14 protein-coding genes and 1 pseudogene are annotated in these 12,541 nt (G+C 62.4%); 13 read left to right on the plus strand and 2 right to left on the minus strand.

Features of this window, described 5'->3' with window-relative positions; all coding sequences use genetic code 11:
- Nucleotides 1-102 precede the first annotated feature (102 nt).
- The 7 genes from AC1DJT_RS26135 to AC1DJT_RS26165 all read left to right on the plus strand — a co-directional run bounded on the left by AC1DJT_RS26135 (nt 103) and on the right by AC1DJT_RS26165 (nt 7,077).
- On the plus strand, nt 103-1,236 hold the full coding sequence (locus tag AC1DJT_RS26135) for a pyridoxal phosphate-dependent aminotransferase (RefSeq protein ID WP_476835179.1): 1,134 nt from the start codon (nt 103-105) through the stop codon (nt 1,234-1,236).
- Between the two features lie 43 nt (nt 1,237-1,279).
- Complete coding sequence (locus AC1DJT_RS26140) at nt 1,280-2,062, plus strand: SDR family oxidoreductase (protein WP_476770384.1); 783 nt, start codon at nt 1,280-1,282, stop codon at nt 2,060-2,062.
- 12 nt (nt 2,063-2,074) lie between these two features.
- On the plus strand, nt 2,075-2,956 hold the full coding sequence (locus AC1DJT_RS26145; RefSeq protein ID WP_476770385.1) for an alpha/beta fold hydrolase: 882 nt from the start codon (nt 2,075-2,077) through the stop codon (nt 2,954-2,956).
- 2 nt (nt 2,957-2,958) lie between these two features.
- Complete coding sequence (locus AC1DJT_RS26150; RefSeq protein WP_476770386.1) at nt 2,959-4,215, plus strand: M20 family metallo-hydrolase; 1,257 nt, start codon at nt 2,959-2,961, stop codon at nt 4,213-4,215.
- A 252-nt stretch (nt 4,216-4,467) separates the two neighbouring features.
- Nucleotides 4,468-4,935 carry a PH domain-containing protein gene (locus AC1DJT_RS26155; RefSeq protein ID WP_441508905.1) on the plus strand — a complete coding sequence of 156 codons (468 nt, stop codon included), beginning with the start codon at nt 4,468-4,470 and terminating at the stop codon, nt 4,933-4,935.
- Between the two features lie 434 nt (nt 4,936-5,369).
- Nucleotides 5,370-5,768 (plus strand): helix-turn-helix domain-containing protein, encoded by a 399-nt coding sequence (locus AC1DJT_RS26160; protein ID WP_441637852.1) that lies wholly within the window; start codon nt 5,370-5,372, stop codon nt 5,766-5,768.
- Nucleotides 5,755-7,077 carry a type II toxin-antitoxin system HipA family toxin gene (locus tag AC1DJT_RS26165; RefSeq protein ID WP_476770387.1) on the plus strand — a complete coding sequence of 441 codons (1,323 nt, stop codon included), beginning with the start codon at nt 5,755-5,757 and terminating at the stop codon, nt 7,075-7,077. The genes AC1DJT_RS26160 and AC1DJT_RS26165 overlap by 14 nt, the downstream gene beginning before the upstream one ends.
- Before the next feature lie 45 nt (nt 7,078-7,122).
- Here AC1DJT_RS26165 and AC1DJT_RS26170 read toward each other — a convergent pair.
- A pseudogene (locus tag AC1DJT_RS26170) lies at nt 7,123-7,412 on the minus strand (cytochrome c oxidase subunit I); the annotation flags it as partial.
- A 772-nt stretch (nt 7,413-8,184) separates the two neighbouring features.
- Here AC1DJT_RS26170 and AC1DJT_RS26175 point away from each other — a divergent pair.
- Both AC1DJT_RS26175 and AC1DJT_RS26180 read left to right on the plus strand, forming a co-directional pair.
- Nucleotides 8,185-9,066 (plus strand): hypothetical protein, encoded by an 882-nt coding sequence (locus AC1DJT_RS26175; protein WP_476835180.1) that lies wholly within the window; start codon nt 8,185-8,187, stop codon nt 9,064-9,066.
- A 131-nt stretch (nt 9,067-9,197) separates the two neighbouring features.
- Nucleotides 9,198-9,485: a DUF6894 family protein gene (locus AC1DJT_RS26180; protein ID WP_476770389.1), complete on the plus strand. Its 288-nt coding sequence runs from the start codon at nt 9,198-9,200 to the stop codon at nt 9,483-9,485.
- Nucleotides 9,486-9,605: 120 nt separating this feature from the next.
- Here the strand turns inward: AC1DJT_RS26180 and AC1DJT_RS26185 are convergent, their stop codons facing one another.
- Entirely contained in the window at nt 9,606-9,908 is a 303-nt protein-coding gene (locus AC1DJT_RS26185; protein WP_476770390.1) for a PRC-barrel domain-containing protein, read from the minus strand.
- 266 nt (nt 9,909-10,174) lie between these two features.
- Here AC1DJT_RS26185 and AC1DJT_RS26190 point away from each other — a divergent pair, with 266 nt between their 5' ends.
- The 4 genes from AC1DJT_RS26190 to AC1DJT_RS26205 all read left to right on the plus strand — a co-directional run bounded on the left by AC1DJT_RS26190 (nt 10,175) and on the right by AC1DJT_RS26205 (nt 12,341).
- The gene (locus tag AC1DJT_RS26190; protein ID WP_476770391.1) at nt 10,175-10,498 is read left to right on the plus strand and encodes a DUF1236 domain-containing protein; all 324 of its coding nucleotides are present in this window, start codon (nt 10,175-10,177) and stop codon (nt 10,496-10,498) included.
- Between the two features lie 575 nt (nt 10,499-11,073).
- Nucleotides 11,074-11,370, plus strand: coding sequence for a PepSY domain-containing protein (locus tag AC1DJT_RS26195; protein ID WP_441508912.1), 297 nt, complete (start codon nt 11,074-11,076; stop codon nt 11,368-11,370).
- A gap of 36 nt (nt 11,371-11,406) precedes the next feature.
- Nucleotides 11,407-11,949: a general stress protein gene (locus AC1DJT_RS26200; RefSeq protein ID WP_441493860.1), complete on the plus strand. Its 543-nt coding sequence runs from the start codon at nt 11,407-11,409 to the stop codon at nt 11,947-11,949.
- Nucleotides 11,950-12,077: 128 nt separating this feature from the next.
- Nucleotides 12,078-12,341, plus strand: a complete 264-nt coding sequence (locus AC1DJT_RS26205; protein WP_476824007.1) for a DksA/TraR family C4-type zinc finger protein — start codon at nt 12,078-12,080, stop codon at nt 12,339-12,341.
- Nucleotides 12,342-12,541 lie beyond the last annotated feature (200 nt).

Below are 12,541 nucleotides of genomic sequence, written 5' to 3' on the forward strand. Positions count from 1 at the left end.
ATTTTAGGCTGTTCTGCATGCGAATTTTGTGCAACGACTCGCCATAATGCACCGGAATGCTCGTTTCATTATACCAGAATGGCGACACGGCACGGAGATGTCATGAAATCCTACGAGGTTCGCAATGCCCATTTCGACCGGCTCGTGAACACGGCCGGCCTGCGCTGGATGGGGCAGAACACCAATCACGCGACGCCGCATTCCGCCGTGCTGGCGGCGATGGAGAAGTGCATCCGCGACGAGGAGTTCCACATCTACGCGCCGCCGGCGGGGCTTGAGGAGCTGCGCCACGGCATCGTCGCCGATCTCGGCCTGGACGGGCAGTCCGCGCTTGTCTCCGACGGCGCGGTCGCCTCGCTCTACCATGTCTGCCACAGCCTGCTCGGGCCGGGAGATGAGTTCATCACCACCGACCCGACCTGGAACTGGCCGATGGCCTTTGCGCGGGCCGTCGGTGCGAAGGTCACGCAGATTCCGATCTATGGCGAGGAATACGGCTATCGCCTCGCGCCGGAGCGGCTGAAGGCGGCAATCACGCCGAAGACCAAGGTCATCTACATCGTCGATCCGAACAACCCGCTCGGCTCGGCCTGCACGGCGGCCGAGATCGACGGCATCGTGGCGGCCGCGCGCGAGGCCGGGGCCTACCTCATCCACGACTGCACCTATCGCCATTTCGCGCATGAGCACACGCTGGCGGCGACGCGCTATCCCGAGCGAACGCTGACCATCTACAGCTTCTCGAAATGGCTGGGCCTGGCMGGCATGCGCGTCGGCGCCGTCGTCGCCCATCCCGACATCATCGAGAAGCTCTCGGCGGCGCCKCCGAACAATCTCGGCTCGAACATCCTGTCCCAGCGCGCGGCGCTGGCCGGTCTCAGCATCAAGGCCGAGTGGTTTCCCGGCGTCCTGTCGCAGCAGCGCGCCAACCAGAAGCTGATCAAGGACGCTGCCGACAGGATTCCGGGCCTGTCCATGCCGGTCTTCCCGTCAAACGGCAATTTCGTCGTGCTCGAATGCGAGCGGGCCGGCGTGAAGCCGGAGGCCCTCGTCGCAGCCTATCAGAAGAACGACATCATGATCCGCCAGGGCGCCTACCACACGCCCAATTTCGGCGACCGGTTCGTCAAGATCAGCACAACCGTCCCGACCGCCTGGGTCGAAGAGTTCGTCGACCTGCTGCCGACCATGGTCGACCAGGTCCGTGGCCAAAACGAAGACGTGAAACTGTTCTGAGCCGACCAGCCCGTCGCAGCGCTCATAGAAGGAGAAATCGAAGATGGATCTTAAGCTGAAGGGCAAGACGGTCCTGATCACCGGCGCATCCCAGGGCATCGGCGAGGGGCTGGCGCGCTCATTCGCCGAGGAGGGCTGCAACCTCCATATCGTGGCGCGCTCCGGCGACCGGCTGGAGGCGTTGAAGCGCGAGCTGGAAGCCGGCCATGGAGTGACCGTGACGGCGCACGCGCTCGATCTGACCAAGGAAGGCGCGGTKGAGCGCCTGGTCGATTCCGTCGGCGATATCGACATTCTCGTCAATAATGCCGGCGTCGTCCCCAGCGGCACATTGTGGGACGTCGACGAGGCGAAATGGCGTGCCGGCTGGGAGCTCAAGGTCTTCGGCTATATCAACCTCACGCGCGCGCTCTATCCGCGCATGAAGGCGCGCGGCGGCGGCGTCATCATCAACAATATCGGCAATGGCGGCGAGGTTTTCGATCCCGCCTACGTCGCGGGCACGACCGGCAATGCCAGCCTCATGGCCTTCACCCGCGCCATCGGCGGCCACTCGCTCGACGACAATATCCGGGTGGTGGGCGTCAATCCTGGCCCGGTCGATACGGACCGCATTTACAACATGCTGAAGAAGCGCGCCGCCGACTGGCTTGGCGATGCCGGCCGCTACGAGGAGCTGCAACAGCGCTATCCGCTGAAGCGCCCGGCCCATGTCCACGAGGTCACCGACCTGATCGTGTTCCTCGCCTCCTACCGCTCCGGCTATACGTCCGGCGCGATCTTCACCGTCGATGGCGGCATCGCCTCGCGCCGTTCCGTGATCTGAGGGAGGCGCGACATGGCTTTTGCCACGGCCGGCGACGGCGTAAGGCTCTTCTACGAGGAGGCCGGCACCGGCACGCCGATGATCTTCGTGCACGAGTTCGGCGGCAGCCACTGGAGCTGGGAGCCGCAGCTCAATTTCTTCGCGCGGCGGCACCGTTGCATCACCTTCGCGGCGCGCGGTTACCGGCCCTCCGACGTGCCGGAGAGTGTGGAGAGCTATTCGCAGGCACGGGCGGCTGACGACATCCTCGACGTGCTGAGCGCGGCCGGTATCGAGAAGGCCCATGTCGTCGGGCTCTCCATGGGCGGCTTCGCCTCCCTGCATGCGGCGCTGCGCCATCCCGGCCGCATGCTGTCGGTCGTCGCCGCCGGGGCCGGCTATGGCGCCGAGAAGGCCCATGAGGATTACTTCCGGGGCGTCTCCGAGCAGGTTGCCCAGAATTTCGAGCAGCGTGGAGCCAGGGACTTCGCGCCGACCTATGCCGAGGGCGCCTCGCGCGTGCAGTTCCAGGATAAGGACCCGCGCGGATGGGCGCTCTTCGCTGAGCGGCTCGGCCAGCACGATTCGCTGGGCGCGGCGAACACCATGCGCGGCGTGCAAATGCGCCGGCCTTCGCTCTACGACCTCGAGGCCGAGTTCCGCGCCATGCAGACGCCACTGTTGGTCATGACCGGCGACGAGGACGACCATTGCATCCAGCCGGGGCTCTATCTGAAGCGGGTCGTGCCGCGCTGCGGCCTCGCCGTCTTCCCGAAATCCGGCCATACGCTGAATCTCGAAGAGCCCGAACTCTTCAACCGCCTGCTCGCCGAGTTTATCGCGCAGGTCGAGGCCGGGCGCTGGGAACCGCGCGATCCCCGCGCCAACCCGGCGCAGATCATGCGGACCGACTGAGCATGACAGCCAGGCAGCGTCTGTCCGATTTGATCGATGGCGAGCGTCTCTGGGCCCGTCACATGGCACTGGCCGCCTTCGGCGCCCGCGCCGATGGCGGGGTCGATCGTCCATCCCTGTCGCCGCAGGAAGCACAGGCGCGCGCGCAGGTGATCGCCTGGGGCCGCGCGATCGGCCTGGAGGCCTTCACCGACAAGGCCGCGAATCTGTTCCTGCGCCTGGAGGGGCGCGATCCTTCGCTCGCGCCCGTCGTGGCGGGGTCGCATATCGATTCGCAGCCGACCGGCGGCAAGTTCGACGGCGTTTTCGGCGTGCTCGCCGCACTGGAAACGGCCGGCGCGATCGTGGCGTGTGGCGAGCGACCGCTCCGCCCGGTCGAGATCGTGGCCTGGACCAATGAGGAAGGTTCGCGCTTCGCACCGGGCATGACGGGCTCCGACCTCTACACCGGAGCCAAGGCGCTTGAGGCGGTGCTACCCATCCGCGACGCAGACGGCATCAGCATCGGCGAGGCGGTGGCGTCCATCCTCGCGGCCGACGACAACGTGCCGCTGCGGGCGTTCGGCCTGCCGATCGCCGCCTATGTCGAGCCGCATATCGAACAGGCCTCCGTGCTCGAACGAGCAGGCATCCCGGTCGGCGTCGTGACAGGCATTCAGGGCACGCGGCGCTACAGGGTTCGCGTCCTGGGCGAAGCCGCCCACGCCGGCACCGCCCTACGCAAGGATCGGCGCGACGCGCTGATGGCTGCCGTCCGCATGATCCGCGCCATGGACGAAGCTGCCATGGAGCCGGCCGACACCTTGCTGACGGTGGGCATGTTGCAGGTGAAGCCGAACGCACCGTCCGTCGTGCCGGCGGAAGCCTTCTTTTCCATCGACCTCCGTCACCCAGACAATGTCGTGGTCGACTGGGTCGATGCCGCGATCCGCCGCATCGCCGAGGAGTTGAAGGGGGAGTGCAGCGTCGAGCTGCAACAGATTCAGCATTCACCCTCGTTGAACTTCGCCCCCGCGATTCGCAGCGCAATTGCCGAAGCGGCTGCGGCGCGAGGTATTCCCGCCATGGATGTCTATTCGGCGGCCGGCCATGATGCGCGGCAGTTGCACTATGTCTGTCCTGCCGGGATGATCTTCGTGCCGTGCCGGGGTGGGGTATCGCATAATCCCGACGAATGGGCCGAGCCGGAGCATCTGACCGCGGGTGCACAGGTCCTTGCAGACGTCGTTTGGCACCTCGCCAGCCGAAGTACGCTTTAGCCGGTGCGTGAAAATATTGACCGTGTGGATTGGTGCGAGCGAACMATGGCCAATTCCGACGTTCCGACGGTGCAACGGTGAACCTGGCCCCTAGCGCATCCTTCCACTCACGCGAAAAGACTGCACCATCAAAGCACGGGATCAAACACCTAGCGGCTTAATCGAAAAATCTTCTGCACCTGCCCTAACGGTCCCCACCGTGGTTGGAATATCGGGTGGCGTTGCCTATGCTGCTGAAGGAGACCCATTTTCATGAGCTACGTTCAGCGCGTCTTGCAGCCCAATGAACAGGTCCGGCACATCTCGTCCATTCATTGGATAGTGTACTGGCCCGGTATTGCGGTTGCACTCCTAGCGGCGGTCGCTTTCTGGCTCAGCGCTACGCAGTTCATGCCAGGATTCTGGCGGTATACGGGATACGCCCTCGCACTCGTTGCGGCGGTCCTCTTGATTCAGCAATGGTTCCACTCGTGGGTCACCGAGATCGCAGTCACCAACCGACGGGTCATCTACAAGAAAGGCCTCATCCAGCGGGAGACCACCGAGATGAACATGGACAAGGTCGAAAGCGTCCAGATCGATCAATCAATCTTGGGGCGCATGCTCGACTATGGCAACGTGACGATCCATGGCACCGGCGAAGGCTTCAAGACGCTCCGCACCATCGCCAACCCAATCGAGCTTCGAAACAGCATCACGGGAAACGACGCACAGGGCTAACCAGTGACGAATATGGGAAGCGTCGAACCGAGTTTGCTCAGGCAGCCGGCGTTTCCGAAAGCGGCGGGATCTTTCGACGGATGAGGATGCGGCCATGCCGCCATGGAGGATCAGGGTAAGGTCTATCAGACGCGCGATGTGGAGCTTTTCGCGAGAGCCATTGAAGACCTCGCCGACATCATTACCGGACAAGGACCCCTCCCGACGAGTTAGCCAAGGCTCCGCTCTTGACCGGATAATAGCAGCGAACACGCGGGCGCCATCGACCGATCTGCCGTCTTAATTACGGATCGAATTATCACTCGATGGCGCGACGGCACGCTTGTGAATCGCCTCGGTCCCCAATCGCGCCAGCCTTCTGATACATTGCTATATATCGCAAAAATGGCGCTAATTGCGTTATTTCGCAATTTCTCCATTGACTCTTGGTTATCATGCGTTATATCGCAAAAAATGAGGGAATTTGCCAAATGTCGCAACGTGGCCACGAGGCTCGYCGCCGGTTAGGTGACCAGATTGAACGGTATCGCGAGCAACGTGGGTGGACCCTGCGCGAACTTTCGAAACGCGTCGGGCGCGACCCTGCTCGCCTGAGTGAAATCGAGAGCGGCAGGGCTAATCCATCCATCGACAACCTCGTCGACCTTGGAGAAGCCCTGGGTCTGGAAATCGTTCTCGTACCCCGTGAACGCTTAGCTGAGGCGCTCGGCTTGGCAGGGAACCCGGCGTCCGCATTACCATCTGTCCCCCCCACGCCGTCGAGCCTACTCGACGAGCTTTTGATCGAGGGTGATGACGATCCCGAGGACGATGTTGGCCATGCCCCCCGCTGACACGCTGGAAGTCTATCTGCGCCCCGACGCACGGCGAGAGCTAAAAATTGGYATAATCGTTCGAGATCAGAGCCAGCGCATAACATCGTTCTTCCCCGACGATGCATATCTCGCCATGGGGCCGGTCCGCCCGCTCGTATCGTTGTCATGGACAGGGCAATCCGAGGAAGCCACGATGCAGCGGCTGACCAGGAGAGCGGACAAGATCGGAACGAATGGCTACCTGCCGCCCTTCTTCGACAATCTCCTGCCCGAAGGAGCGTTGCGTGAGCTCGTAGAGAAGGAACTCGGGCATGGCCGCACTGATCACTTCGACGTCCTTGCCCGCCTGGGAATGGACCTGCCCGGCGCTCTCACCGTGCACCGCGCCATCAAAGGCGGTTTCGTAGACGACGAATCTCCCGCAACAGACTCCCCTTGGCCTAGGGGCCCGTCCCTTCGTTTTTCGCTTGCCGGCGCTCAACTGAAATTCTCGATGAAGGCTCGAAACGACCGCCTGACGCTCCCGATGTTCGGTGAGGAGGTTGGGGACGTTATCCTCAAAGTACCACATAAGAAGTACCGCGACCTGCCGGAGATGGAGCATGCCGCGATGACAATGGTCGCCGCCACGGGGCGACGCGTGGCTCTGACTCGCCTCGTCCCCTCCTCCGCGGTGGAAGGCCTTCCAGAGGAATACCTGGAACACGGGTCGACCTGTCTTGCAGTGACCCGCTTCGACAGAGGGCCCAACGGCCTCCGCGTTCAGATGGAGGACTTTGCCCAGATTACCGGGGCTCTCGGAGATCAGAAATATACGCGGGCAAACGAAGAAACAGTCCTCAACATCGTCCGTCGGTTCGCGACCGACAGTCGAGGGGAGCTCGTGGAAGCCATCGGCCGTTCCGTATGTAACATGCTGATCGGGAACGGCGACGCGCACCTTAAAAATTGGTCGTTCCTCTACCCCGAGGGCGGTGAAATCGCGCTCAGCCCCACCTACGACGTCGTGCCCACCGTCGTCTTTGGCGACGCCGAACTCGCCTTGCCGTTCATGAGAACGAGTAACCCCGATTCGCTCACGCTCCGCCGTTTCGAACGCGCGGCGGGCCTTCTTGAAGTCCCGTCGGGCGTGGTCATCCACGAAGTCAAAAGAACCGTAGAAAGCGCGTTCGCGACCTGGCCGGCGATCTTGAGGGAGATGATGCCTTCTCGTGCTGCCGAAGCGATCGTCAACAGAATCAACCGGCTTCCCTTCGTGAAAGAGCTTTTGCCGGACATGGATTTCTCCGTCGCCCCGACCGAGGACGCTACCGTGGGTGCAGGATAATAGGTTGGCTATCGCCTCGTCCCGCTCGCACCGGTTCAGCAGGCCTCATGCAGGTGCACCTCCACGCGGCGGATGGGGCTGCTTCGCGGCGGACTGCAGAGTGCGTGAAAATATGAACAGAGGTCCCAGGGTCCATTCCAGCGTCGGTGCACCTTCGCCCCACGGACTGCTTCTTCGAGAAGGCGACGATGACGCCGTAGAAGAAGACCAGCAAGCCCGCAGCGAAGATGTAGGAGCCGATCGACGACCAGAAATGCCAGCCGGCGAAGGCATCCAGATAGTCCACGTCAAGGCCAAGGAAATGCTGGGAAGAACAGCAGGTTGGCGCCGAAAAAATGCGCCAGAAGTGCCGCCTGCGGAGCGACCAGTCCTTGACCGTGCCCGACGCGCGATGAACAGCCACCGCTTGATCCATGTCGCGGAAAATGGAGGACACCACCCCGCCGACCTCCCGCTGGAGCAACCGACGGCGCTCGGCGGGAACCAATCAGCCGGGCGCAATCACCTTGGCTCCCAATTAGCGACATCGACGCTTAAGCTTTCAATGGCTGAACCAATTGTAGAGACACAAAGCGACGTAAGCGATGAGCATAAGCCACGCGATGACGACTATAAACAATACTGAGGCAAATGAGCCCCCTCGAACGCGAGGTGAATATTCATTGAAGTGCGTCTGACCCCCGTTCGCCGCTTTGGTTTCAACAGCGTCAAGCGGCCGGTCATGCCGATCGATTGCTGTCATTTGGGCTCTCCGTTCCGCTCCGGGCAAACCCGTCAGGCTGATGCAGCAGCAATGTCGCCGTGCACGCTATCGAAAGAAGGCGAGCAAAATGATGATCGGCAGAGGAATTCCCAACATCCAAAGAAGTATGCCGCGGCCCATGGTCTGTCCTCCTGTTTGTCGAGCTTGAACCAACGACAAGCAGGAGTGTTCCCGGCTCATCGGTCCCGACTGGAACTATTTGGCCCCGTCGTCTGTTCCTCCGCGGTMACATATGTGGCGGTGCATTGGGAGTGTCTCATGAACGGCGTCATCTACATCGTTGGCCTCATCGTGGTCGTGTTGGCCATCCTTTCATTCCTTGGTCTTCGGTAGGAGGCTGCATCATGTCCGTGAGCGCACCCAACGTGGTCGTCGTTCCCCCTCCCGCCCTAAGGGGTGCCACCGGCTCATATCTTGAATGGAGCGCCATCTTTGGCGGTGCGGTGCTCTCTGCAGCCATCACTACGGTCATGGCAGCTTTTGGCTCTGCCCTTGGCCTGTCCCTGGTGTCCGCGGACACCGCGCGCTCTTCGGGCCTRACAGCCTTGACCATCGCCGCAGGCCTGTGGGCCATCTGGATCACAGTCTCGGCCTGCAGCGCGGGCGGATATCTTGCCGGGCGTATGCGTCGGCCGGTTACCGACGCCAGCGACCACGAGCGCCATGTTCGCGACGGTGCTCATGGCTTGGTCGTTTGGGCTGCCGGGGCGTTGATCGTAGCGATKGTCGCCAGTTCGTCGCTGCTGGGTGCTGCCAAAACAACTGCGACCGGTGTGGCTGCCGCAACTGGCGGAGCCGCCGCTCTTATCAGTCAGCAGGCGGACCCGCTGGGTTCGGCCTTGGACTCTGTCATGAGGTCAAACGGCACCACGCCGCCGACTGCCAGTGAACGCGAGGAGGCGTCCCGGATCTTCATGACCGGAATCAGATCGGGAAAGCTCGATCAAGTTGACCGCGACTACATTGCGACGCGCGTCGCTGCACGGATGAACATCCCTCAGCCCGAGGCTCAGAAGAAGGTCGATGACGCCTTCGCAAAACTGGATCAGGCGAAGGAGACCGCAAAGCAAGCCGCGGAGCGCGCTCGGAAGGCTGCAGTGATTACCGCATTTATGACCGCAGCAGTGCTTTTGTTGGGGGCGGCGGCAGCTTGGATGGCAGCCCAACTTGGCGGCAAGCACCGCGACGAGGAAATGGATCTCGGATCGCTGTTCGGGCGGCGATGAAGGAAATCGGAGGGGCTCGCACGGGCCCCTCCACACCTGCCGATACGCAAAGAAGCAAAGACGACGTCTTTCAGCCGCCGCTGCTCCGTTGCGAACTGGAACTTTGCCGAGGGCGGGGCCGTTAAGCCGGCATGGCCCAATACTTTTTCGACATCGAGATCAATACGGAGCTCGTCGTCGACGGCGAAGGCATCGACCTCGAGGACCACGCCGCCGCCCGCGTTTCGGCCCTTTCAAGCCTCGGCGACATCATCTCAGAGCGTGTCCAGTCCAGCGACGATCTCAGCATCGACGTGAGAATACGCTACGCCGATGGCACTCCGATCTTTGCGGCGACGCTCATTTTGAACAGCCGGTGGCTCACTCCAGCGCCCCCCATTCCGATCCGGAACGCTGTCCCCGGCAAATCTGAAGAGTGAAGCAATTCGGAGGCACGGGCCCGACACAAATAAGGCCCGCGCACCATTCGGAGCAGCGGGCCAGGTCATGTCCTGGTTTAACCCCCCAGCACGCTAGGTTCCCGCGCCGGCCGGGTCCGGTCACTTTGCGAAGCGGCCCTCGTACTTGAACTGCGGCGCCGCCTTGAGCTGTTCCTTGGTCGCGTTGATCCGCGCATTCCATTTCTTGTCGGTCTGATTCCAGGTGACGGCGAGCGCACTCGGGCTGACGGCAACATAGTGAATGCCCAGACCGAGAAAACCGCCGACGGATAGAATGTAGGACGCCAACGAATTGCCGGCGATGACCACATCCTCGATCTCGCCGACAGTCTCATCGCCGGCATTCTTGACGTCGAGACGCTTCAGGCTGCTGACGAGAGCGGACGCCTCGTCAACCGACACGAAGACGGGCGGCTGGGACGGGTGCTGTCTGTGCTAACGCCGCACTGGAAAGCAGGGTCGCTGCAAGAGCAAAAATGATGGTGCGCATGTTCGGATGACCTCCCTTATAGGGCCGCAGGCAGGAACCGCTGCGGCAGGATGGAAAGGTAATTCCGAGCATTCTGATCTGTTCCTCATGCGCATTCGCGGAGCTCCGTGTTCGAACGATTCCCGCACGGAACAAGGACGATACTCTGGGGTTTTGAAAGCGGCCGGGGAGGACACTCATGATGGAGGACGTCCATGACCTAATTCTCACCACGTTGTTTGCTGCTGCACTTGCGAGTTCGGCCGTGCTGGCACAGACCACCACAACTACGACGATCACCACGGAACAATCAGGCAAGATCAAATCCTACTTCATGAAAGAGAAGCCCAAATCCGTGAAGGTTCAGGAAACTGTGGCGATCGGCGCCACGCTTCCGGCAACGGTCGAACTGTACACATTCCCTTCGGATGTTGGTGTGACGCAGTATCGTTATACGATGGTCAATGACCGCGCTGTGCTGGTCGAGCCCAGCTCGCGCAAGATCATCCAGATCATCGAGTAAGCGCCCACCGCGGCCCTGGCGATGTTGCGTTAGGGCGGCGCTGGCTAGCCGCTGGCCACGGCGAATGCACTCCGAGAACCCTGATCCCGTTCCAGATGATCATGACGGCCATTTAAGACTTCTGCGCGGGACCGCGGTCACGTGGATCTCAAGAGTGGCCGCGGCCCACGATCACCTCGCGGCCGTAACCCCCAAAACCAAGGCCGCGGCCCAGGCCATTACACGAAGCGGACGCGCCCAAATCAAATCTCGTCCTCAAGCCTTTCCTGAAATTCCCCCACTCGCTCAAATGCAGCCGCTGCCTCCGATCGGTATCGACGCCGATCGTCTTCTGAAAGGGCCTCAGCGCGCTGTGACATCTCGATGAAGCCGGTGGAGGAAGGCGCGGTGGCGATGAATCATTCCCCGGCGCTGGATCCTGTCCAACTCCGGTAGTCGAGCCGATGTTCCGCTATTGGGCGCTCCTTCTTGGCCCTCCGGTTCCGCACGCCGGCGGGATTGGGAAAGGAACCAAAGCGGTGCGGCGCCGTTTTCTTGGGCACTGCGGCACCGCCGCTTCCCTTGGGAGAGCCACCATGAAAAAGCTCATCATAGTTTCCCTGATCGCCACCACGACCTCCTTTGGGGCCATGGCGCAAACCTCGACCACATCCCCCGCACCGGCTCCCGCTCCGGCCGACGCGAACGCCCCGCTGCCGGGCGCCAACAGCTTCACTGAAGGCCAGGCCAAGAGCCGTCTCGAAGCCAACGGCTACACAAACGTCACCGGCCTGAAAAAGGACGACAACGGCGTCTGGAAGGGCACGGCGACGAACGCCGGCACTCAAGTGAATGTTTCGGTCGATTATCGCGGCAACATCACTCGCAACTGATCGATACCTCTCGCACCCCGACTTCTGGAGGCAACCATGACCCGTACGATCACTCGTTCATACGACACCTACGATCAGGCCGCTGCGGCGGTCGAGAAGCTCGAACAGGCCGGCATCACGTCGTCGGAGATCAGTGTCATCGGGCGCGATGAGCGCGCCAAGGACAGCAACGCCGCCGAGGGGGCTGGCATCGGCGCAGGCATCGGGGGGGCGGCCGGCCTTCTCGCCGGCGTGGGCCTTCTAGCAATCCCGGGCATTGGCCCTGTCGTCGCCGCTGGCTGGCTGGCGTCGACCGCGGCGGGCGCTGTCGCGGGAGCAGCGGCGGGTGGCCTCGTCGGATCGTTCACCAGTGCAGGTGTCGATGAGGACGAGGCCCATTATTATGCGGAGACGGTTCGTCGCGGCGGCACGGTCGTTTCCGTCAGGGCGGTCGACGAGCAGGCCGCTACGGTCGAGGCCATCCTGGATGGTGCGACCCCGATCGATCGCGAGAGCCGTGTGGCCCAGTACCGTCGCGAAGGCTGGACCCGCTTCGACGAAACAGCGGATCCGTATGTGCGCGGCCAGGCCGGCATCTGACGCCACGCGCCGCTGCCGTGGGGCTCGCCCCGCGGCAGCGGCGCGTTGGTGATGCAAGGCCGTCCCAAGATGGTCGCCATTGGCGTCGCGGTGGACGAACACCATTTGGGAATAAAGAGAGGTGTTCCATGGCAAGTGGTTGGGCTCCCGACGGAGCCGTTCAGGACCAGATCGACGACTCGATAACCGATGCCGTCCGGCTTGCGCGGTCACGGCTTCCGACCGGACCTGGCGAGATTTATTGCCAGGTGTGCGGAGAGGAAATCGCGGAGGCGCGGCGTCGCGCGATGCCTGGCGCCCGTACCTGCGTGGATTGCCAGTCAGGCCTCGACCGTCCCAGAGCGATGTCCGGCATCAACCGCCGGGGCAGCAAGGACAGCCAATTGAAATGACCGCATGCGGTTGCTCCGATCGCGATTAGGCTGTCATCTTCACCTGTGAGCGCCGCCGCCTCCTGCTGCCCCCGGAACACTCCGCCCCGGTCTCTCCCCGCACGATCTGACGCCGCACAAATGCATCAACTACCGCCAGACGGGCTCCGGTGGCCTATTGCCTCGGAATTCGAGAAGGAGGGGCAGGATCTGTCCATGCG

The sequence above is a fragment of the Allobosea sp. 05T422_2 genome (assembly GCF_056396265.1).

Bases quoted from the DNA above. Each gene is read 5' to 3' on its own strand.
- AC1DJT_RS26145 (WP_476770385.1), top strand. From the start codon at position 2,075: ATGGCTTTTGCCACGGCCGGCGACGGCGTAAGGCTCTTCTACGAGGAG.
- AC1DJT_RS26150 (WP_476770386.1), top strand. From the start codon at position 2,959: ATGACAGCCAGGCAGCGTCTGTCCGATTTGATCGATGGCGAGCGTCTC.
- AC1DJT_RS26155 (WP_441508905.1), top strand. From the start codon at position 4,468: ATGAGCTACGTTCAGCGCGTCTTGCAGCCCAATGAACAGGTCCGGCAC.
- AC1DJT_RS26180 (WP_476770389.1), top strand. From the start codon at position 9,198: ATGGCCCAATACTTTTTCGACATCGAGATCAATACGGAGCTCGTCGTC.
- AC1DJT_RS26190 (WP_476770391.1), top strand. From the start codon at position 10,175: ATGATGGAGGACGTCCATGACCTAATTCTCACCACGTTGTTTGCTGCT.
- AC1DJT_RS26195 (WP_441508912.1), top strand. From the start codon at position 11,074: ATGAAAAAGCTCATCATAGTTTCCCTGATCGCCACCACGACCTCCTTT.
- AC1DJT_RS26200 (WP_441493860.1), top strand. From the start codon at position 11,407: ATGACCCGTACGATCACTCGTTCATACGACACCTACGATCAGGCCGCT.
- AC1DJT_RS26205 (WP_476824007.1), top strand. From the start codon at position 12,078: ATGGCAAGTGGTTGGGCTCCCGACGGAGCCGTTCAGGACCAGATCGAC.